The organism is Chitinimonas naiadis (assembly GCF_054780835.1).
Genome location: NZ_BAAGVO010000002.1, coordinates 613,013 through 632,963, shown reverse-complemented (window position 1 = coordinate 632,963; position 19,951 = coordinate 613,013). Strand labels below are relative to the sequence as shown.

17 protein-coding genes are annotated in these 19,951 nt (G+C 61.2%); 3 read left to right on the top strand and 14 right to left on the bottom strand.

Features of this window, described 5'->3' with window-relative positions; all coding sequences use genetic code 11:
* Nucleotides 1–422 precede the first annotated feature (422 nt).
* From ACYVHK_RS05280 to ACYVHK_RS05235, 10 genes are all read right to left on the bottom strand, one after another.
* On the bottom strand, nt 423–992 hold the full coding sequence (locus tag ACYVHK_RS05280) for a phasin family protein (protein ID WP_460528339.1): 570 nt from the start codon (nt 990–992) through the stop codon (nt 423–425).
* A 205-nt stretch (nt 993–1,197) separates the two neighbouring features.
* Entirely contained in the window at nt 1,198–3,399 is a 2,202-nt protein-coding gene (locus tag ACYVHK_RS05275) for an HDOD domain-containing protein (protein WP_460528337.1), read from the bottom strand.
* 136 nt (nt 3,400–3,535) lie between these two features.
* Nucleotides 3,536–4,102: an SMC-Scp complex subunit ScpB gene (gene scpB / locus ACYVHK_RS05270; protein ID WP_460528335.1), complete on the bottom strand. Its 567-nt coding sequence runs from the start codon at nt 4,100–4,102 to the stop codon at nt 3,536–3,538.
* 18 nt (nt 4,103–4,120) lie between these two features.
* The gene (locus ACYVHK_RS05265; protein WP_460528333.1) at nt 4,121–4,945 is read right to left on the bottom strand and encodes a segregation and condensation protein A; all 825 of its coding nucleotides are present in this window, start codon (nt 4,943–4,945) and stop codon (nt 4,121–4,123) included.
* Nucleotides 4,945–6,264: a hemolysin family protein gene (locus ACYVHK_RS05260; RefSeq protein ID WP_460528357.1), complete on the bottom strand. Its 1,320-nt coding sequence runs from the start codon at nt 6,262–6,264 to the stop codon at nt 4,945–4,947. The genes ACYVHK_RS05265 and ACYVHK_RS05260 overlap by 1 nt, the downstream gene beginning before the upstream one ends.
* A 128-nt stretch (nt 6,265–6,392) precedes the next feature.
* Nucleotides 6,393–7,061, bottom strand: a complete 669-nt coding sequence (locus ACYVHK_RS05255; RefSeq protein WP_460528331.1) for a MarC family protein — start codon at nt 7,059–7,061, stop codon at nt 6,393–6,395.
* 348 nt (nt 7,062–7,409) lie between these two features.
* Nucleotides 7,410–8,747, bottom strand: a complete 1,338-nt coding sequence (locus ACYVHK_RS05250; protein WP_460528329.1) for a sensor histidine kinase family protein — start codon at nt 8,745–8,747, stop codon at nt 7,410–7,412.
* Complete coding sequence (locus ACYVHK_RS05245) at nt 8,744–9,424, bottom strand: response regulator transcription factor family protein (protein WP_460528326.1); 681 nt, start codon at nt 9,422–9,424, stop codon at nt 8,744–8,746. The genes ACYVHK_RS05250 and ACYVHK_RS05245 overlap by 4 nt, the downstream gene beginning before the upstream one ends.
* A 6-nt stretch (nt 9,425–9,430) precedes the next feature.
* A complete protein-coding gene (locus tag ACYVHK_RS05240; protein ID WP_460528324.1) occupies nt 9,431–10,237 on the bottom strand; it encodes a phosphatase PAP2 family protein in 807 nt (268 codons plus the stop codon).
* Between the two features lie 94 nt (nt 10,238–10,331).
* Nucleotides 10,332–10,595, bottom strand: a complete 264-nt coding sequence (locus tag ACYVHK_RS05235) for a PepSY domain-containing protein (RefSeq protein WP_460528322.1) — start codon at nt 10,593–10,595, stop codon at nt 10,332–10,334.
* 376 nt (nt 10,596–10,971) lie between these two features.
* Here ACYVHK_RS05235 and amaB point away from each other — a divergent pair, with 376 nt between their 5' ends.
* Nucleotides 10,972–12,528: an aldehyde dehydrogenase family protein gene (amaB, locus tag ACYVHK_RS05230; protein ID WP_460528320.1), complete on the top strand. Its 1,557-nt coding sequence runs from the start codon at nt 10,972–10,974 to the stop codon at nt 12,526–12,528.
* Nucleotides 12,529–12,556: 28 nt separating this feature from the next.
* Here the strand turns inward: amaB and ACYVHK_RS05225 are convergent, their stop codons facing one another.
* From ACYVHK_RS05225 to smpB, 4 genes are all read right to left on the bottom strand, one after another.
* Nucleotides 12,557–13,825 carry a DUF6445 family protein gene (locus ACYVHK_RS05225; RefSeq protein WP_460528318.1) on the bottom strand — a complete coding sequence of 423 codons (1,269 nt, stop codon included), beginning with the start codon at nt 13,823–13,825 and terminating at the stop codon, nt 12,557–12,559.
* Nucleotides 13,826–13,884: 59 nt separating this feature from the next.
* Nucleotides 13,885–15,462, bottom strand: a complete 1,578-nt coding sequence (guaA, locus tag ACYVHK_RS05220) for a glutamine-hydrolyzing GMP synthase (RefSeq protein ID WP_460528316.1) — start codon at nt 15,460–15,462, stop codon at nt 13,885–13,887.
* Nucleotides 15,463–15,569: 107 nt separating this feature from the next.
* The gene (locus ACYVHK_RS05215; protein ID WP_460528314.1) at nt 15,570–16,739 is read right to left on the bottom strand and encodes a GGDEF domain-containing protein; all 1,170 of its coding nucleotides are present in this window, start codon (nt 16,737–16,739) and stop codon (nt 15,570–15,572) included.
* Between the two features lie 147 nt (nt 16,740–16,886).
* Entirely contained in the window at nt 16,887–17,333 is a 447-nt protein-coding gene (gene smpB, locus ACYVHK_RS05210; protein ID WP_460528312.1) for an SsrA-binding protein, read from the bottom strand.
* Nucleotides 17,334–17,489: 156 nt separating this feature from the next.
* Between smpB and ACYVHK_RS05205 the strand changes: the two genes are divergently transcribed.
* Together ACYVHK_RS05205 and ACYVHK_RS05200 are read left to right on the top strand one after the other, a co-directional pair.
* Nucleotides 17,490–18,506: an L-asparaginase family protein gene (locus tag ACYVHK_RS05205; RefSeq protein WP_460528310.1), complete on the top strand. Its 1,017-nt coding sequence runs from the start codon at nt 17,490–17,492 to the stop codon at nt 18,504–18,506.
* Between the two features lie 114 nt (nt 18,507–18,620).
* On the top strand, nt 18,621–19,898 hold the full coding sequence (locus ACYVHK_RS05200; RefSeq protein WP_460528308.1) for a sensor domain-containing phosphodiesterase: 1,278 nt from the start codon (nt 18,621–18,623) through the stop codon (nt 19,896–19,898).
* Nucleotides 19,899–19,951 lie beyond the last annotated feature (53 nt).

Sequence of the window (19,951 nt, the reverse complement as noted above, 5' to 3'; positions counted from 1 at the left end):
GCTTTTATCCCTCACTTTCGGCGCCAACGCCGCTAAGTCACTGATCCGTAATCCACCCCGACCCAAACTTTTTTACGGCCCGCTGACAATCCCGCGCAAAGCTCCGCCCTGACTACCTGCAGCGGCGATCGAAATACGCGAAGAAAACCCCAAAAAACCCAAAACCCCATGCAAAACGCCCCGCAAGCGGGGCGTTCCTGGTGCGGTCAGCGGGTGGATTTCTCAAAGAGACCCCTCGAGGACGAGGCGTAACGCTATGGGATCGAAAATTCGCTATATAAGTTTAGTGCCCTGCCTGGCTGCCTGCCGCTGCTCACTTTTTAGGCAGGTACACCAGAAACAAGACGACCACAGATCCCCGGCGAACCAAAAAACAAAAGCCACGCTTTGCGTGGCTTTTGTTTTAACACCCGCAACCTGGATCAGGCAGCGGCAGAAGCAGCCTTGCGAGCCGAACTCTTGGCAACGCCGGCAGCGGCCTTGGCCGAAGTCTCGGCGGCGGCAACACTGGCTTCGGCAAAGTCGCTGGTAACCTTCTTGGCAGTCTTGGTCACGGTGTCATAAGCCGAAGCGGCGGTAGCGACAGCAGTCTTGACGGCCGATACCACGATCTCCGAACCGGCCGGAGCTTGCTTGACAGCTTTGTCCAGGGTGGACACCAAGCCCTTGTTGAATTCAACCACCTGGTCTTCAACAAATGCACCCAGCTCAGCCTGCGACTTGCTGGAGACATCGTAGACACTCTTGGCAACAGCCAGGGCCTTGTCGATGCTCGGCTGCGACAGTTGCTGCTGCAGGGTGATGAAGCCTTGCACGTCCTTCACTTCGGACAATGCCTTGGCAGTTACAGTGTTGTCGGAAATCAGTTCCCGAGCGATATCAAGTTGCAGAGCGACGAAGCGTTCGACGCCCGAGAGAGCGATATGGGACAAGCGGATCGATTTTTCGAGCTGAGCCTGACCAAGTGCGGCGAAATCTGAGGTTGCGAACATAAAAGTCTTCTCCTAACTAACCTATCGGTATGGGTATAGCTGCAGGACAATATATTTTCCGCACCGCAGCATGACCCGATTATGGTCAGCCGGTTTGCGCAAGTCAAGCGTTTTGTTGCATTGCACAAAATTGTCATTTTCGTATTTTTCTCTTTATAAACATATTCTTATTAACTAGAGCAAATAATCCAATGCGGCAGTGCAATTAGCCCGATGTTGCTGGGGGTGTCTTCTGTCGGATCGCCAGAATCGCCTGATTTCGCAGCGTCTTGCAGAGCGCAAGTTCACGCGGCCCAAGCTGCAAGCTACCGGCAGCCGCGCGGTCCGCGTAGAACAATCCGACGATCTTCCGGTCGATCACCACCGGCATCAGCAAAAAGGTCTTCCCGCCCCCACAGGCACGAAACCAGTCTGGTACCCGCTCACGTATCGCAGCGCTATCCACATCATCGATCAGTACATCCACGTTCTGCGACAAGGTCACGCGGAACACGTCCGCGCTCTCATCCAGCGGCAAGGCAAAACGCTGCAGGAACAGATCGATATCTTCTCCGAAACCAAAGCGCCCGATGATGGCATTGCGCTGCACGCTGCGTGTGGCAATCAGCACCCTGTCCACTCCCAGACTACGGTAGAGCGTCTCCAGAATCATCCGCAGCAGATCGTTCAGGCGAAAATCCCCCACCAGCGTCTCAGTCACGTCCTGAACGCAATTAGCCAAGGCCTCAACAACTGCCGGCCTGTCCTGCGGGGCCTCCACCTGCACCACGGGTTTGCCTGGCGTTGCATCAGGCGCAGACACCTCCCCTGCCGGTGCCGCAGCGCCCCCCATCACAGGTAAACCTGCCAACTGCCGCAACCTGGCCAGTGCACCCTCCTCTTGCGCAGCGAGCCCGAATATCGCCGCCTCGCGCAAGGTTTCGCGTACGGCATCATCCATGACAATCCGGAAATCCCGTTCACTGAACCGCAACGGCTCACTGAATCGATCCCGAACCTGCAGAAAGCCCTTGTACCGATCCTGCTCGCTGCTTGCCATACCCGCCCGCATCATCAACTTGCCTGCATTGGCGAACAACCTGAGCCAGTCACCATCATGACGAGGCGGCCTGGGCTTGGCATCCTCGGCCGCCATGCTGCTGACCAGCTTGCCGGGCAAATTCCAGGCGCGCGCCACGCCCATGCCCAGGGCTTCATAGCTAACACCAAGCACACGTTTCACGGCAGCGTCCTCATCCTCCCCATCCGCCACCATAGCCGTAATCTTGACCGTATCGGCATGAAAGTAGAACAGCGTCAGTAACCGACCCAACAGGTGGAACATCCCGGCCACCCGCGCCTCCTCCAGATCACGATAACCACTTTTCTCGGCCAGCTTGCGCGCCAGCAAGCTGGCGAAGAAGGCCCGCGCGACCTCGTCCTTCAACTCGCCTGCGTACTCATGATTGGTCAAGTGTTCGATCAGGACCAGCGTCATGGCAAGCGACTTCACCGTCCCGAATCCCAACACCATCACGGCGCGAGAGATCGTGCTGATCGCCCCGCCAAACTGTCCAAAACTTGCCGAGTTCGCCAAACGAAGCACTTTGTTGGTCAGGGAGAAGTCACGCAGGATCACGGTAGCTAACGCCTGCAACTTCTCGGTATCGCCATCTGTGATTCGGCTGATAGCACCAATGGCGCGGGACAGCGCGGGGAAATCCTCGGTGTTCTCCATGCGGCGCAGCAACTGGTGCGTCGGCATGTCTTCCTCGGCCACTTCATCCCCTAGTGTCGTCAGACCTTGCTGGTAATGTTGCAGCGCCGCCCGGAAGGCAAGCAGGCTCTCATGCTGAGGCACGGCAGTGCCGCCCAGGCCTGCCAGCACCACGGCTTCGAGGGCCGGGTCGATATCGGGCACGATGGCCAACAAGGAAGGCGCCTCGCTACGCTCGCCCGCAAGCTTGCTGCCGGATAACATGTGGAACAGCAATGCGGCCATACCCTGCAAGGCGTTCTCGCTGGCATCCGTATTCGGCAGCACAGCCGCAAGGCTCAGGCTGCCATTGGTACCGACCAGCACCCTGCTGGCATCGATACGGCCCAGCCCCAGCCCCAGCAAGCGGGCATGCAAGGCACCGTCGAGCAGCTTGAGTATCATCGGCAACGCATCATCCTTGCCCAGTGCACCGGCATTGAGCTTGGCCGCAAGGCTGGTACCGACACCCCAGCTGTAGGCCAGCCAGTGCTCGCCGTCGATTTCGGCATCGCCTTCGAGCGGAGCAAGCGCAGGATGATTGGGATTACAGGGGAGAAAGGCGGCCCCAAGGCCCGGGTCAGGCACCAGCAGGGCAAGGTGGCTGTCCTCGGCATGGGCCAGCCAGGTAAGGTTGTCCTCGGCGATCAGGGTGTAGATCGTCTCGTCCATGTCGACGCCATTTCGCTATTACCGAATATATATATTCAGCCTAGAGCGTACGATGAACTATTTCACCCTCGTGTTACGGATAGTTTTCACTTTGCACATCGCTCTGCGTCGGCCGAGGAACGCTCCCCTACCTCATTTAGGATGCCGATGACTCCGGCTCAGGTAGGACCAACTGCCCCAGGTCGGTCAACGAGGGCAGTTCGGTACGGCTCTTGAGGCCCAGATCATCCAGGAAGACACGGGTGGTCGCGTAGAGACCAGGTCGGCCAGGCGTCTCCCGATGCCCCACGACTTCGATCCAGCCCCGCTCTTCCAGCGTCTTGACGATATTGGTCGACACCGTCACGCCGCGAATTTCCTCAATCTCGCCGCGAGTCAAAGGTCCCTTGTAGGCGATAATAGCCAGCGTCTCCATGACCGCACGAGAATAGCGTGGCGGCTTTTCGGGACTCAGTCGGTCCAGATAGGGCTGAAATTCCAGCCGGGCACGGAACCGCCAGCCACTGGCTAGCTTGACCAGTTCAACACCACGCCCGACCCACGCCTGCTGGATGGCGTCCAGCACCTCATGCAACAGCTCCGCCTTGAGTTCCTCGGCAAATAGCTTCTTCAGTTCGTGCAGCCCCAGCGGTTCGGATGAAACCAGCAAGGCGGTCTCGATCACGGTCTGTAGGTGTTGGCGGTCGTGCAGCAGGGATTCCATGACAGGCGAGCCAGCGGATCAATTGATAAGAGTGGGTGCTGCAAGCTCCGCCGGTAAGGGCTCAGCCCCCGCCAGGCGGACATAGATAGGTTGATAGGGCTCACTCTGGCTGACCGCAATCAAACCTTCCTTGGTCAGTTCCAGTACCGCAATAAAGCTCACGACCAGCAATGGCACGCCACGGCTGGTATCGAACAACTGCGAGAACTCCCGAAACTGCCCGCTGGCGAGCTGTTTCAAAATCTCGCTCATCTGTTCGCGCACGCTCAACTCGTCGGGGCGCACGGTGTGATGCTTCGTATGTTTGGCGCGAGCCAGCAAGGACATCCAGGCATGCTTGAGATCCACCGGCTGGACTTCAGGTAAACGCACAACCATTTCGCGATCAAACCAGGCTGCCGCCCAGCTGAAATCACGCCCGGCCATGGGCAACTGATCCAGTTCGAACGCGGCAAGCTTCATCTGCTCATATTCCAGCAGCCTGCGTACCAGTTCAGCGCGCGGATCATGCTCATCACCCTGCTCCGCATTGGGCCGGGGCAACAGCATGCGTGACTTGATCTCGATCAGTAGCGCTGCCATCAACAGGTACTCGGCGGCCAGCTCCAGCCGATGAACACGCATGGCCTCCACATAATCCATGTACTGGCGGGTCACCACCGCCATGGGAATGTCGAGTATCTCGAGGTTCTGTTTCCGGATGAGATAAAGCAGCAGGTCGAGCGGGCCTTCGAATCGTTCCAGCATGATCCGCAAGGCATCAGGCGGGATATACAGATCCTGCGGCAGTTCGGTGACCGGCTGGCCAAAGACCAGGGCCAGCGGCTCGGCCGGCTGGTTCATCAGTCGGCGCCTGGTTCGACAGTCGCCGTATCGTCCGCACTCGGATCACGGCTGACCAGGACCTTGTCGATGCGTTTGCCATCCATGTCGACGACCTCGAACACCCAGCCACCCCAATCGAGCTTGTCCGCCGTCTGCGGCAACCGCCCGAGCAGCAACATGATCATGCCGGCCAGCGTGTGATAGCGCCCCTTGTCTTCCTCGGGCACTTCACGCAACTCCAGCTTGTCCTTCAATTCCGGTACCGGAATCAGACCATCCAGCAGCCAGCTACCATCTTCACGCTGTACAGCCCAGGCGTCCTCGATATCATGCGGCTTGAACTCGCCCGTGATTGCCTCGAGCAAGTCCTGCAAGGTCACCAGGCCCTGGATCTCGCCATACTCGTCAATCACTAGCGCCATCTGGACCGAAGTCGTCCGGAAGTTCTCCAGCAATTCCATGCCCGTCAGCGTTTCCGGCACATAGGCGACTTGCTGCAGATGACTGGCGAAATCCGCCTCCTCTCCGCGCAAGGTCTGGCCAAGAATCTGTTTGGCAGTGGCAATGCCCAAGACCTCATCCAGGCCACCCCGGCATACCGGATAGCGCGAATGATCGGTATCAGCGATCGTCTCCAGGTTGACCTTGTGCTCGTCAGCCAGATCTAAATAGACGATTTCAGAACGCGGCGTCATCAGCGAGCCGATCTGCCGGTCATCCAGGCGGAACACATTGCGCACCATCTCGTGCTCCTGCTGTTCGATCGCGCCAGACTCGGATCCCTCCGCCAGCAGGGCGTGGATTTCTTCCTGCGTCACGGTATTGGCCTGATCGGTACGCACGCCCAGCGTGCGCAACATCAAGTCGGTAGATGCCGTCAGCAAGCGGACAAAAGGCTTGGTAAGCGTTGCCAGCCATTGCACCGGACGGGCAACCAGGCGAGCAATCGGCTCTGGATTGATCTGGCCGATACGCTTGGGTACCAGCTCACCCAGGACGATGGAGATATAGGTAATGCTGAGAACAACCAGACCCAGCGACAGCCACTGGGCGCTCTCCTGATGCATGCCCAGGCCTTGCAGCCAGGTGGCAAAGGGACCGGCCAGGGCCGATTCACCGACAATACCGTTCAACACCCCGATGGAGGTGATGCCGATCTGCATGGTGGAGAGAAAGCGGGTGGGATTTTCGCCTAACTGAATGGCGGCGCGCGCGCCTGCGTCCCCCGATTCGGCCAGTATCTGCAAACGGGCACGGCGGGCGGTGACCAAGGCAATCTCGGACATGGCAAACACGCCATTGAGCAGTATCAGTCCGAGTAAAAGGGCAATCTCCATTATCAAGGGTAGGTTGTTACGAAGCAGCTAGTGTAACAGCCCAATGCCGATATGGCCCTGCGAGCATGCCGCAATGTCGGCAATCCGCCCGATTTGACGGGCGGATTGCCGACAGTTTGGTATTCGCGCTACACCCCGACCAGTAGCCCACGCAATAGCTCGGACGCGCCATTCCAGAAAATCTGCACGCCGATACAGAGCAGGATGAAGGCGGACAGACGCAGGAAGACAGTGATCCCGGTTTCTCCCAGCCGATCAAGCAGACGATTGGCAAAGCGATAGCTGTAGTAGACGATCAGACACACCAGTGTGACACCAATCACACCACCCACCAGATTCAGCGCATCAATCCCTCCCCGGCTGCGCAAGGCCACACCGAGCGTAATGGCAACCGAGATGGAACCCGGCCCGATAGTGAAGGGAAAGGTCAGTGGAAAGAAAGCACGCCGCAGGTTGTTCTTTGGCGTCGGCGTATTGTGGCTCTGCTCGGCGCTATGGTCTTCCGCATCCAGCAAGCGCCAACCCGCCATGGCAACAACCAGCCCCCCTCCCACTCGGACCACCGCCAGCGAGATGCCAAAGAATTTGAGCAGATAGGTACCAATGAACATGGCACCCAGCAGCATGAAAAAACCGTTGATCGCGATGCGCTTGGCGATGGCCTTGCGTTCCTTGTCGCTGCTGCCTTGCGTATAGGTCAGGAAAATCGGTGCCGCACCCGGTGGGTTAATGATGGGCAACAAGGCGGTCAGCACCAGCAAAATGCTCTTGGTAAATTCAATCAGGTCGTAGGCCATGGCTGAGTAGTATGTTGGTCTTGTTATGGGTAATGGCCAGATGATGGCAGCAGCGGCCTTCGCTGTGAATGCCTTTGGCTCCCGCCATGCACGCAAGCACGACCTAAGCGGCCTGACGCAGCCTAAAAAACAGGCAGCGACAACAAACGCAACCGCCTCAGACAGTTAGCCAGCTTATGCACAGCTCGCCCACAGGGTTGTTCCTGAAAGCATGTGCATTGCCACCACACGCTGCCTAAAAATAAGGCAATGCCGATAAGCACTGCTGCATCAGCCACTTGCCAGGCTTATCCACACCTCGCCCACAACCTTGCTCCCACAAAGCTGTGCACGAACGAGTAACACCCTCTAAAGCGCAGGCAGATGCAGGGTTGCCATGAAACCGATAGGGCTGCTCAAAGCGAGCCGACCACCATGCAGGGCGACAATCCGCGCCACGATGGAGAGCCCCAGCCCGCTGCCAGGCCGGCTCGCCCCCGCCCGGTAGAACCGCTCGCCCAGGCGCGGCAACGCATCGGCCGCCACGCCTTCGCCACTATCCAGCACCGATAGCACACACTCACCGTCATCCTGTCGCAGCACCCTGACGGTCACCAGCCCATCTGCCGGCGTGTGGGCAATGGCGTTGTCCAGCAGGTTGCGTATCGCCAGACGAAGCAGATCAGGCGAACCCCGTAGTGGCGCCGGGTTACCTTCCAACTCCAGCTCCACCCCTTTTTTCAGCGCGGACGCCGTGCAATCGACCAGCTCCTCACGGGCCAGCAACAGCAGGTCACAGGTGCCTGAGTCGGCGATGGCATCCAGATGATCAAGCCGGGCCAGCGTCAGCAGTTGCTCAACCAACCGCCCCGCCCGCACGACGCCCTTGTGCGCCTGGGCCAGCGCATGCTCGCGCACCTCTCGCTCGGTGGCCGCCTCGGCGACTTCCACCTGGGCGCGAATGGCGGCCAGCGGCGTTCGCAGCTCGTGGGATGCGTCGGCAGTAAAGCGGCGCTCCTTATCGAGCGCGCCCTCGACCCGAGCCAATAGCAGATTGATTTCTTCAACCAGCGGAGAGGCTTCCTGGGGTGTCGCGGCGACCGCAACCGGTGATAGATCGTCAGGTTTGCGCCCGGCGATCTGCCGGGACAATTCGTACAACGGCGACAAGCCCTTGCCGACCGCCAGCCAGACCAGGACCACCATGACCAGCAGGCAGAGCACCCAGGGGATGACCAGGGTTGCCGCCAGATCCAGCGCGAGCAGCGCCCGGTCCTTGTAAGGTCGGGCCACGACCAGCCAGTTGCCGCCCTCGGCATCCTTAACCCGGATCACGCGCCAGCGTCCTTCTTCGGTTTCTTCGGTCTGTATGCGTGGGGGGTTGGGTATGAAAGGTAGCTTGGGGGCGAATTCGGTTCGGAATAGCAGGCGACCGTCGGAGGACCAGATGTAGGCGGGGAAGGAATCTTCGTCGTCGAAGACATGAAACCCGGGGGCGTCTTGTGCGGCTTTCATGTGTTCGAGGTCGAGGGAGAACAGGGTTGCGGCTACGCGTTCCAGTTGATGATCGAACAGGGTGTCGACCTTTTGCAGCATCAGCAGGTAGGCGCCCAGGGCGAGCAACAGCCAGACGGGGGCGAGTACGCCGAGGAGTAGCAGTATCAGCCGGCGGCGCAGGGAGGTGCGGCTGGGGGGGGTGCCGCTCAAGTGTCGGCTTCCTGTGCCTTGGCGGGGTCGAGCAGGTAGCCTACGCCTCGCAGGGTCTTGATCCAGTCGCTGCCGAGTTTCTTACGCAGATGGTGCACATGCACTTCAATTGCATTGCTCTCGACTTCTTCGCCCCAGCCGTACAGGGCGTTCTCGATCTGCTCGCGGGATACGGGGCGATCCGGTTGGGTGATCAGGAGTGCCAGCAGGTCGAATTCCCGGGCGGAAAGTTCCAGGACCTTTTCGCCCTGGGTGATGCGGCGCCGGGCCGGGTCCAGGCTGAGGATGCCGTGGCGGTAGAGTGGTTCGCTACGGCCGGCAGCACGACGGGCAAGGGCGCGCAGCCGGGCTGCCAGTTCGGCGATGGCGACGGGTTTGACCAGGTAGTCGTCCGCGCCGGCATCCAGGCCGGATATCCGGTCCTCGAGGGCATCGCGGGCGGTCAGCATCAGTACCGGGGTGGCATTGCGGCGCAGGCGGATGGCCTTGAGCAGGGACAGGCCGTCGCGCCGCGGTATTCCCCAGTCGAGTACGACCGCGCCGTAGTGCTCGGCCAGCAGGGCCGTGTCGGCTGCGATGCCGTCCCGCACCCAATCCACCGTGAAGCCGGATTGACCAAGGCCGGTTCGTAGACCATCTCCCAGCAGGACGTCATCCTCGACCAACAGTATCCGCATGAATTCCTATTCCCTGTTTGGCCTGTGCATGCCCAGTGCGCCATATACCGCCAGACAGACAGCCCAGCACACCCAGGCCGACCACAAGGTATGCGAGAAGAAATGCGCGCCGCGCATCTGCTGGCCCCAGCCGAGCAAAAGGCCAGCCACTAGTACAACGGCCCCCGTGATGGCCGCCTTTCTGGGCGACCGGCCCAAGAAGAGTAGCACCAGACCAAAGAAGCCAAAACCGCTGGTCGCATGCCCCGCAGGGAAGCAACCACCGCGGCGCACGCCCACCTGTTGAGTGAGCCAGGAGATATGGTCCCAGGCCAGGCCGCCATAGCGCTGCAGATCCCAGGGGCATTGCACACCACTAAGTGGCTTGAGCAGGGAAACCGTTGCAGGCGCCAGCGACATCGCCAACGCAACCGCCAACCAGCGTCGCTGGTTCGGTGCCCAGGCCGGCACGAAACGGCCACACAGCACGCGCAACCATACCAGCAGCAGGATGAACAGCCCCGCCCGTTTGACTAATACATGGCTGAACGTTTCCAGCCACCAGTTACCGGCACCAGAGAAGTGCCCCGGAGACAGGTAGTAGCGATCTGCCAGCAGGTAATCGAGCCTGGTGAACGTAAACAGCAGTACCAGGCCGACGGCCAGTGCCAGCATCCATGACCATGCTCGCTTCAGGGAGAATGCCGCTTGCGAATGGCTGGGAAAGACGTCCAGCCAGGCCAGTGACGATGGGGCGATACCGATGTCGCCCATCACCTGCAGCGTGGGGCGCCCGGACGGGATGACACGACCGACAATCGAGGAAAAACGCATAGATATGAGCTATCGAACCATCAAGCAGATAACGAAATAAGCAGTCTCACCAGCACTGCCTTCATATGTACAGATCGAACCTCCGCTGCGGGCATCAATCAACCCGACTCTTTACGGCGGTCCCGTTTACCGGATTCACATAAACTTCCACTTTATGTCCTGCCTTGTCGGTACCATAGATCTCGACGCAATGCTTGACCACCTTGAGCTTTTTGACTTGATACCCTTGGTGCTTTAACTGGGCTCTCAGGTTTGCTTCACTCATCCAGCGCGCACGAGATTCGGATGTGCATTCCGGCGCCGCGTATGCAATGCCAGCCAGACAGGTGGCGATCAGGACGAAGGAAATGGCACGCATGGCAGCTCTCGGAAACAATAGACTGCCACCCATTAAAACGTGCATTTCTTAGCGGAGCCTTAATGCACGCGAAATAGGCATTGTTGTTTTCTGTCCAGGTGCTTCGACCTGTTTGCACCACGGCTGACCGGCTACGCTGCCGCATTGCGGCAACCTAACCTTGCGTGGCCGTCGTAGGCAGGTCGGTGCGGATTCGATAAGCACGACATCATCCGCACTATTTCCGGGCCTCCCTAGAGATAGCGTGAGTGAGCAGCTATGCTAGCCGCAGAGGGAAGCAATGCAACATGGCCCCGCCGTTCGAGCACCGCGGGGAAGACAAGCCCTCGATGCCACGCCCCCGCACCAGCCCCGTTGATGCAAGGAAGGAGCAACCGTGAGCCTGCCGCGTGACCTGATTGCCGATCTGCACCTCTCCGATCTGGCCGCCGAACCCTGCTGGCCTTCGGCCCTGGTTGCCGGCGCGGCACACTATGCTGATGCCAGCTTGCGTGCCATGCGCTCGCCGATCGATGGGGCCTCGCTGGGCAGCTTTGCCCCGGCGACGGCTGGTCTGGTCAATCATGCGGTGGAGGCTGCCCATGGTGCCTACCTGAAATGGCGGACGGTACCCGCTCCCTTACGCGGGGAGCTGGTCAGGCGTATCGGCAGTAAGCTCAGGGAACGCAAGTCGGCGCTGGCAAGCCTGATCACGCTCGAGGTCGGCAAGATCAGCGGTGAGGCAGAAGGCGAGGTGCAGGAGTGCATCGACATCTGTGATTTTGCCGTGGGCCTGTCCCGGCAGTTGCACGGCTTGACCATGGCCAGCGAGCGCCCGGATCACCGCATGATGGAGCAGTGGCTGCCCCTGGGTGCGGTCGGGGTCATCACCGCGTTCAATTTCCCCATGGCGGTCTGGGCCTGGAACAGCATGCTGGGCCTGGTCTGCGGTGATGCCATCGTCTGGAAGCCCAGCGAGAAGACACCGCTGTGCGCCATTGCCCTGCAGCGGCTGGTGGAAGAGACCGTGGACGAGATGAGCGATACGGTCCCGGCGCATGTCTGCCAACTGGTCCTGGGTGAGCAGGAGGCTGGCGAGCGTATTGCGGCCCATCCGCTCTTGCCGCTGGTATCGGCCACCGGGTCCACCCGGATGGGGCGTGCCGTCGCCCAGGCCGTGGCTGGCCGACTGGGGCGTCAGCTACTGGAGCTTGGCGGCAATAACGCCATGATCGTCACCCCCAGCGCGAACCTGGAGCTGGCCCTGCGCGCCATCGTCTTTGCTGCCGCCGGCACGGCCGGCCAGCGTTGCACCAGCCTGCGGCGACTGATCGTGCACGACAGCCTGATCGATAGCCTGACCGCCCGGCTTGCCGAGGCCTTCGACAGCCTGCCGGTCGGCGACCCCAGCGAGGAAGGCACGTTGGTCGGCCCACTGATCGACGCGGATGCCTACTGGGCCATGCAGCAGGCTTTGCAAGCTGCGGAGCAGCAGGGTGGGCAACGCATCACCGGCGGGACCAAGGTGGAAACCGGCGTCCCCTTGCTGGGCAACTACGTGCGCCCTGCCCTGTTGCGCGTGCCAGGCAACCTGCCAGTGGTGCGGGACGAAACCTTCGCGCCGATACTCTATGTCATGCCCTATACCGAGCTGCAGGACGCGATCGACCTCAACAATGCCGTCGGGCAGGGGCTGAGCTCCGCCATCTTTACTGACAGCGTGCGGGAGGCGGAGACCTTCCTTGGTCCTTGTGGCTCCGATTGCGGCATCGTCAACGTCAACATCGGCACCAGCGGCGCCGAGATTGGTGGCGCCTTCGGCGGTGAGAAGGAAACCGGTGGCGGGCGGGAGTCCGGCTCCGATGCCTGGAAATCCTATATGCGCCGCGTCACCAACACGGTGAACTACGGCGAGACACTGCCTTTGGCGCAAGGGGTACGGTTCAGCGTCTAGCTCGAACGCGCCCCCCCGATTCCCCCTGCTACCAGGTCTCGAAGGTCATCAGCCGCGTCAGGCGGCCATCCTCGAAGTTGCTGCCGAATACATTGTCCACTGCGTGGAAGTGGTTGCCCTTGTACAGCACCAGGCGGTTGTATTGCATGGGCACGGTAAACAGGTGCTGCCATTTTTCCCGTTGCTCGGCAAAGCGCTGGAATTCCCGCATTTCCCCCAACGGTGTTTCCCGCCGCAGGAAGGTCTTGAAGTCGGCAAAGCCAGCGGCCCGTACCGTGGCATCGTCCGGTCGCTTGAACCAGCCGGTCTCCCGATGCCGCCAGAAACTGGTGCCGCCCTGGCAATACGGCGGCAAGGTCAGATAGAGCACGGCCGCGTAGCGCTGGGTTTCCACCGCCGTCTCGTCATCCACATGGATATCCGTGCGGGCACGCGCATTGGCATAAGTCAGCCTGACCACCCCATTATCCGGCGATGACCATTTGATCCGCCGCCCGAGGCGGTCGGCAATCCTTTGCATCAGCTCGTCGCAGCGCAGGGGACCGGTCTGGGCGCCCGGATAGTTGCCATTCTGTACGACATAGTCGAGGCCGGCGGCCCATTGCCTGGTCTCATCCGGATCAGGCAGGAAATTGTCCAGGATGACGAGGTCCGCGCCGGCCAGTACCAGCCTGATCTCATCGTCATCCGCCGCGGCATCCCGTTGCAGCAAGGGGTAGGCGTCTGCAACCGACGGGGGCAGGACCGGCTCGGCAAAGCCCAGGTAGGCCTGGTCCAGCGCAGCCGGGTGCTCTGCCAGCATGGCCTCGAAGTACTGACGGGTTTCGTCTACCCGGTTGTGTCGCCAGGCATGGCGGGCCATTGCCAATTGCGTCGCCAGGTGGCCGGGGCGCAACTCCAGTAGCTGGGCCAGCGCAGCCGCTGCGGCGGCGGCGTTACCCAAGCGTTCCTGGACGCGTGCCAGCGCTTCCCAGGCGTGCAGGTTCTGCGGCGCCAGCTCGGCGGCACGCTGAAAATGCCGTGAGGCAGTCTCCATCTGACCGGCCCGTTCCAGCATCAGGCCCAAGTCCAGCCGCAGGGCGGGGTGATCCTCACCGCCGGCCAGCGCCTTCTCTATCATCAGCCGCCCCATGTCGACCATGCCCTGCTGGGCGAGCGACAAACCAAGGTAATACTGGGCCGGGCCGAAGTTCGGCTGCACGCCCAACGCCTGCTGAAAATAGCTGCTGGCCTCCCGCACCTTGCCCTGCTGATGCAACAGTACCCCCTGCTCTACCAGTTGCTGCGCTTTGCTCATGGACATCCCTGTAATGAAAACGGCCCGCGAGACGCGGGCCGTTCGACTACCAGATCAGATCATTCCCACTCGATGGTCGCGGGCGGCTTGCCCGAGACATCGTAGACCACCCGGTTGATACCGCGTACTTCGTTGATGATGCGGTTGGACGCGCGGCCAAGCAAGGCGTATGGCAACTCGGCCCAGTGCGCGGTCATGAAGTCGCTGGTTACCACCGCACGCAGAGCAACCACCCACTCGTAGGTACGGCCATCGCCCATCACGCCGACCGACTTGACCGGCAGGAACACCGCGAAGGCTTGCGAGGTCAGTTCATACCAGGTCTTGCCGCTATGTTCGTCACGGGTGTTGCGCAGTTCTTCGATGAAGATCGCGTCCGCGCGTTGCAGTAGCTCGGCATATTCATGCTTGACCTCGCCCAGGATGCGCACGCCCAGGCCCGGGCCCGGGAAGGGATGGCGATAGACCATCTCGTGCGGCAGGCCCAGTGCCACGCCCAGCTCGCGGACTTCGTCCTTGAACAGTTCGCGCAGGGGTTCCAAGAGCTTCAGGTTCAGTGTTTCCGGCAGGCCGCCCACATTGTGGTGGCTCTTGATCGTATGGGCCTTCTTGGTCTTGCTGCCGGCCGATTCGATCACGTCGGGATAGATGGTGCCTTGCGCCAGCCACTTGGCGTTAGGCAGCTTGGCCGATTCACGCTGGAACACCTCGACGAACTCGCGGCCGATGATCTTGCGCTTGGCTTCCGGATCGGTCACGCCGGCCAGGTGGCCCATGAATTCGGCGCTGGCATCGACACGGATCACCTTGACGCCCAGACCGCGGGCGAACATGTCCATGACCATATCGCCTTCGTTCAGGCGCAGCAGGCCATGATCCACGAAGACGCAGGTGAGCTGCTCGCCGATGGCACGGTGGATCAGCGCTGCTGCGACGCTGGAATCGACACCGCCCGACAGGCCGAGGATCACTTCCTGGTCACCCACCTGTTCGCGGATCTTCTTGACCGCTTCGTCGATATAGTTGGGCATGGTCCAGCTTGGCTGCGCACCGGCGATACCCAGTACGAAGCGATGCAGCATGTCGGTGCCGCGCTTGGTATGCGTCACTTCAGGGTGGAACTGTACGGCGTAGAATTTGCGATCTTCGTCCGCGATGGCGGCGATCGGGCAGGAGGTGGTCTCGGCGATCAGCTTGAAGCCTTCGGGCATGGCCGTGACCTTGTCGCCGTGGCTCATCCACACATCCAGCAGGCCGTGTCCGGCTTCGTTGCTGCGGTCCTGCAGGCCATTGAACAGTTGCGAATGGCCGCGGGCGCGGATTTCGGCGTAACCGAATTCGCGCGTGGTACCGGCTTCCACCTTGCCGCCCAGCGATTGCGCCATCCACTGCATGCCGTAGCAGATACCCAGGACCGGCACGCCCAGTTCCAGCAGACCGGCATCGGCCTGATAGTCGCTCTCGTAGACCGAGTTCGGGCCGCCGGAGAGGATGATGGCCTTGGGGTTGAAGGCCTTGATATCCGCCAGCGACATGTCGTAGGGGTGCAGTTCGCAATAGACATGCGCTTCGCGCACACGACGGGCGATCAATTGGGCGACTTGCGAGCCGAAGTCGAGGATGAGGATTTTGTCCATGGGCGAGCGGCTTTCCGTGCAAAAACCGGATTTTACAGGAGCAGCGCCAGCAAGCCCACCCATAGGGTGCTTTCCGTGCTGCCGACTTCGGCATGCGTGCCGGGCAATCAGGCGCCCGCAGCCGCTTCCCGGTAGATTTCGACCCGGTTGCGGCCGGCTTGCTTGGCCACGTATAACGCCAGATCCGCCTCTACCAGCAGGGGTTCCAGGTCGCGATCATGCTCGGCCAGCACGGCGACGCCGATGCTCGTGGTGAACCAGATCGGGCCGCTGGCGGTATGCAGTACCAGATCTTCCACCCGCTTTCGCAAGCGCTCCGCCACCTTGTGGGCGCCAGCTTCCGGTGCATTGAGCAGCACGATGGCAAACTCCTCGCCGCCGAGCCGGGCAAAGACATCGACGTCGCGCAGCTCCTCCCTGACCATATTGGCAAACTGCACCAGTGCTTCGTCGCCCGCAGCGTGGCCGTAGCGGTCATTCAGCGCCTTGAAATGGTCGAAGTCGATGGCCAGCATGGAGGTCGGCGACCAATTGCGGATCAGGCGACGGCCCTCCAGTTGCAGGGCCTCGGCAAAACCGCGCCGATTGAGGCAGCCGGTGAGCGGGTCACGCTTGGTGGCAAACAGCAGGTCTGCCGCGATGCGCTCGTGGATCAGCAGCAGACAGGCCAGCGCCAGCCAGATGCCAAACAGCAGTACCAGGATGAAGAACACCAGTTCGCGTACATCGAAACCGGTGCCGTGTACCGGATAGACAAAGCGGATGAACAGGCGGAACAGATTTACCGCTCCCCAGGCGTAGGCCAGGCCCCTGAGCAGGCGGATACCCAGGCGACGCTGAACCTGCACATGCAGGTTCAGCGCCGAGAGGAAGGCTGCGCTGAAGACGATCTGTACCAGCGAGAACATCACCAGCCGCGCCATATCGTCCGAACCGAAGGCGTTAAGGATGACGACGCCCAGCAAGTGGCAGATCAACACGCCGCAAACCAAGCGCCAGCGCCTGGCACGTTCGGTGAAGTCGTACAAACCGATCAGGAAGCTCGCACAGCCGACGCTGGCCAGGAAGTCGGTCAGGAAGGCGGCTTCCGGAATGTTGTTCCACTCCATGCTCAGGCAGAACTGCGCCAGCGCATAGGAGAACAAGCCCAGCGACCAGGTACGCGGGCCCTGCATGATGTCCTGCACCCGCTGACCGATCAGATAGACCAGCGCCGCGAGCTGCAGCAGCATCAGCGATTCAGCCAGGATCAGGGTCGGGATATGGGGTTGGGTCATGCCGTATCTGGGCAACCGGTTGCGGCACGGCCAAAGAGCACGTGTCCAGCCCCTTTATAGCCAAAAACCCGGGTGGTAGCCGCACGCCGAGCCCCAGAAACGACAACAGCCACCCTGGGGTGGCTGTCGTATCTATCAGGCTGGCGATCAGCGCCGGTTTTTCATGGCCCGCTGGATCTCACGCTGGGCATCCTTGGTGCGTTCGCTGTCGCGCTTGTCGTGCAGCTTCTTGCCCTTGGCGAGGCCGATCTGCAATTTGATCCTGCCCGCCTTGTAATGCATGTCCAGCGGCGCCAGCGTATAGCCCGAGCGCTCGACGCGACCGATCAGCTTGTTGATCTCGGCCTGGTTGAGCAGCAGCTTGCGGCTGCGTGTCGGGTCCGGCAGCACATGCGTGGAGGCGCTGGTCAGCGGCGAGATGTGCGCACCGATCAGGTAGAAAGCCCCGTTGCGCAGGATCACGTAGCCTTCCTTGATCTGCACCTTGCCGGCACGGATGGACTTGACCTCCCATCCTTCGAGGACCAGGCCGGCTTCATATTTTTCCTCGATGAAGTAATCGTGGAAGGCTTTACGGTTATCAACAATAGACATGGCTGGAAACGGAGTGGATGACGCGGTAAAGTCCGGCGGGTCGCGGTACCGACACGACGCAGAACGCTCCCCCTTATATTGGGGCGACATCGTTCTTTTCGAGTGCGGCCGGCCTTTTACATAGCGTTGAAATCAAAGCGCGGATATTACCCTAACATGCCTCAACAGCGTCTCTTCGTCATTTATGCCGGCGGCACCATCGGCATGCAGGCCGGTCCAGGCGGCTATGCCCCTACGCCCGGCTACCTGCCATCCGAGCTGGCCAGGATCGCCGCACGTACGCCCGGCTTTCCCGCCTATACGCTCAAGGAGTACGCGCCGCTGATCGATTCGTCGAACCTGCGGCCCGAGCACTGGAACACCATGGTGGCCGATATCGCCGCCAACTATGCCGATTACGATGGCTTCGTGATCATCCATGGCACGGATACGCTGGCCTATACCGCCTCTGCGCTGAGCTTCATGCTGGAAAACCTCGGCAAGCCGGTGATCGTCACCGGTTCGATGGTGCCGCTCGCCGAGCAGCCGAACGACGCCGAGCAGAATCTGGTGGATGCTTTCCACTGGGCCACCGAACGGGGCCTCAACGAGGTCTGCGTCGCCTTCAACCGGCAGCTCCTGCGCGGCAATCGCGCCCGCAAGCTGTGGGGGGCGGAGATCGGCGCCTTCGGCTCACCCAACTATCCCATATTGGGCCGGGTCCAGGGCCAGTATGAATTCAACCCGGCGCTCTGCCTGCCCAAGCCACGCGCCGAGTTCCAGCATCACCTGATCGACCCTGCGCTTGCGGTGGTCGGCCTCAAGCTCTACCCTGGCCACACCGTGCGCATGATCGAGCAGTTGCTACATGCCGACGGGTTGGCTGCGGTCGTACTGGAGAGCTATGGCGCCGGCAACGCACCGGATGCCGACACAGCCCTGCTGGCCGCCTTCCGCGCGGCAAGCGAACGCGGGGTGGTACTGGTCAATGTGACCCAGTGCATTTCCGGCAAGGTCAGTGACAGCTATGCCGCGGGCTCTGCACTGACGCGTGCAGGACTGATCTCGGGCCAGGACATGACGCCGGAAGCCGCCGTGGCCAAGCTCTACTACCAGCTCTCCCGCCCTGCCGACATACTGGGGCCGGAAGACCTGCTGACCAACAACCTGCGCGGCGAACTCAGCCCACCCTGAGCGCTCGACCGGCCCTTAGGTGGGCCAAGTTGGACACGGATCAGACAGCGCGACTGAAACAAACGTCTGTTTGAACCCACCCCTAGCTGATTCGTATAAAATCAGTAACTGCTTATGTCCAACGTCACCCCCTACCAACTTGATGCGCTACTCGGCTTGCTGGAATCCCATGGTTCCCAGCATGTGGCGCATCACGCCAGCTTCGTGCTGCACAGCCATTTCCAGCCTATCTACAGCTTTGCGCACAAGCGCGTGGTGGGCCATGAAGGACTGATGCGGGCCTGGTCACCGGTGGGCAAGGCGCTCTCGCCCTATACCGTGTTTGCATCGGCCCGCTCGGAAGCCGAGCTGGTCACGCTGGACCGCCTGTCGCGCCTGCTGCATACCCGCAATTTCCTGGACCTGCTCAAGACATCGGGCGAGCAACCGCACTGGTTGTTTCTCAATGCCGAGCCGAATGCGTTCTCCCATGCTGGCCAATACGGCCGTTTCTTCCCCGAGATGCTGGCCCTCCTGGGCATGCCGGCCGAGCGCGTGGTGGTGGAAGTGCTGGAGACCGCGATCGAGAACAACCGGGCCTTGGCGCGGGCGGTGGACTACTTCCGCGAAATAGGCTGCCTGATCGCCATTGACGACTTCGGCGCCGGACATTCCAACGTGGACCGGGTGTGGCGGCTGCGCCCCGATATCGTCAAGCTGGACCGGACCCTGATTGCCGATGCGGCAGAGAACCGCGAAGCCCGGCTTATCCTGCCGGGTCTTGTCAGCCTGCTGCATGAGGCCGGTGCCCTGGTACTGGCCGAAGGCATCGAGACCGAGGCCGAAGCCTTGCTGGCCCTCGAAGCTGATTGCGACCTGGTACAGGGCTACTACTTTGCCAGGCCAGGCCCCGGCCTGGTCGGCTCGGAACCGGTCGACCCTTTGTTCGATACCCTGTGGCAACGGTTCAACAGCCATGTACGGGAAGAAATCGAACATACCCAGCAGCAACTGGCGCCTTACAGCACTGCGCTACTCAAGGGGGCGGCCCGCCTGAGCGATGGTATTGCCTTCGACGACGCGGCGCAGGCCTTCATGGCGGAGACCTCGGCCATCCGTTGCTTCCTGCTGGATGCGGAAGGTCGCCAGGTTGGTGCCAACCTGTCGGGCGTCGCCGGTAGCGATGGCGCCCTACCCCGGTTTTCACCGCTCGACGACGCGCGCGGCGCGGTCTGGTCCCGCCGTCATTACTTCCGGCAGGCCATGAAACGCTTTGGCGAACTGCAGGTTTCCCGCCCTTACCTGTCGATTGTCGGCGAGGAACAGTGCGTCACCTTGTCCCTGGGCCTGATGCTGGATGGCAAGCCCCACGTGCTTTGCGGCGATTTGCACTGGCAGAATTCGACGATCTGAGCGGGCGGTGTTACAATGACCTCGTTCATCGCGCTGGCGGTGAATGTTGTTAC

What these genes read in the sequence shown, in the direction of transcription:
- ACYVHK_RS05225 (WP_460528318.1), bottom strand. Translation starts at nt 13,825, where the DNA reads ATGAGCAAAGCGCAGCAACTGGTAGAGCAGGGGGTACTGTTGCATCAG.
- ACYVHK_RS05275 (WP_460528337.1), bottom strand. Translation starts at nt 3,399, where the DNA reads ATGGACGAGACGATCTACACCCTGATCGCCGAGGACAACCTTACCTGG.
- ACYVHK_RS05240 (WP_460528324.1), bottom strand. Translation starts at nt 10,237, where the DNA reads ATGCGTTTTTCCTCGATTGTCGGTCGTGTCATCCCGTCCGGGCGCCCC.
- ACYVHK_RS05260 (WP_460528357.1), bottom strand. Translation starts at nt 6,264, where the DNA reads ATGGAGATTGCCCTTTTACTCGGACTGATACTGCTCAATGGCGTGTTT.
- guaA (WP_460528316.1), bottom strand. Translation starts at nt 15,462, where the DNA reads ATGGACAAAATCCTCATCCTCGACTTCGGCTCGCAAGTCGCCCAATTG.
- ACYVHK_RS05200 (WP_460528308.1), top strand. Translation starts at nt 18,621, where the DNA reads ATGTCCAACGTCACCCCCTACCAACTTGATGCGCTACTCGGCTTGCTG.
- ACYVHK_RS05235 (WP_460528322.1), bottom strand. Translation starts at nt 10,595, where the DNA reads ATGCGTGCCATTTCCTTCGTCCTGATCGCCACCTGTCTGGCTGGCATT.
- ACYVHK_RS05245 (WP_460528326.1), bottom strand. Translation starts at nt 9,424, where the DNA reads ATGCGGATACTGTTGGTCGAGGATGACGTCCTGCTGGGAGATGGTCTA.
- ACYVHK_RS05255 (WP_460528331.1), bottom strand. Translation starts at nt 7,061, where the DNA reads ATGGCCTACGACCTGATTGAATTTACCAAGAGCATTTTGCTGGTGCTG.
- scpB (WP_460528335.1), bottom strand. Translation starts at nt 4,102, where the DNA reads ATGGAATCCCTGCTGCACGACCGCCAACACCTACAGACCGTGATCGAG.
- smpB (WP_460528312.1), bottom strand. Translation starts at nt 17,333, where the DNA reads ATGTCTATTGTTGATAACCGTAAAGCCTTCCACGATTACTTCATCGAG.
- ACYVHK_RS05280 (WP_460528339.1), bottom strand. Translation starts at nt 992, where the DNA reads ATGTTCGCAACCTCAGATTTCGCCGCACTTGGTCAGGCTCAGCTCGAA.
- ACYVHK_RS05205 (WP_460528310.1), top strand. Translation starts at nt 17,490, where the DNA reads ATGCCTCAACAGCGTCTCTTCGTCATTTATGCCGGCGGCACCATCGGC.
- ACYVHK_RS05215 (WP_460528314.1), bottom strand. Translation starts at nt 16,739, where the DNA reads ATGACCCAACCCCATATCCCGACCCTGATCCTGGCTGAATCGCTGATG.
- ACYVHK_RS05265 (WP_460528333.1), bottom strand. Translation starts at nt 4,945, where the DNA reads ATGAACCAGCCGGCCGAGCCGCTGGCCCTGGTCTTTGGCCAGCCGGTC.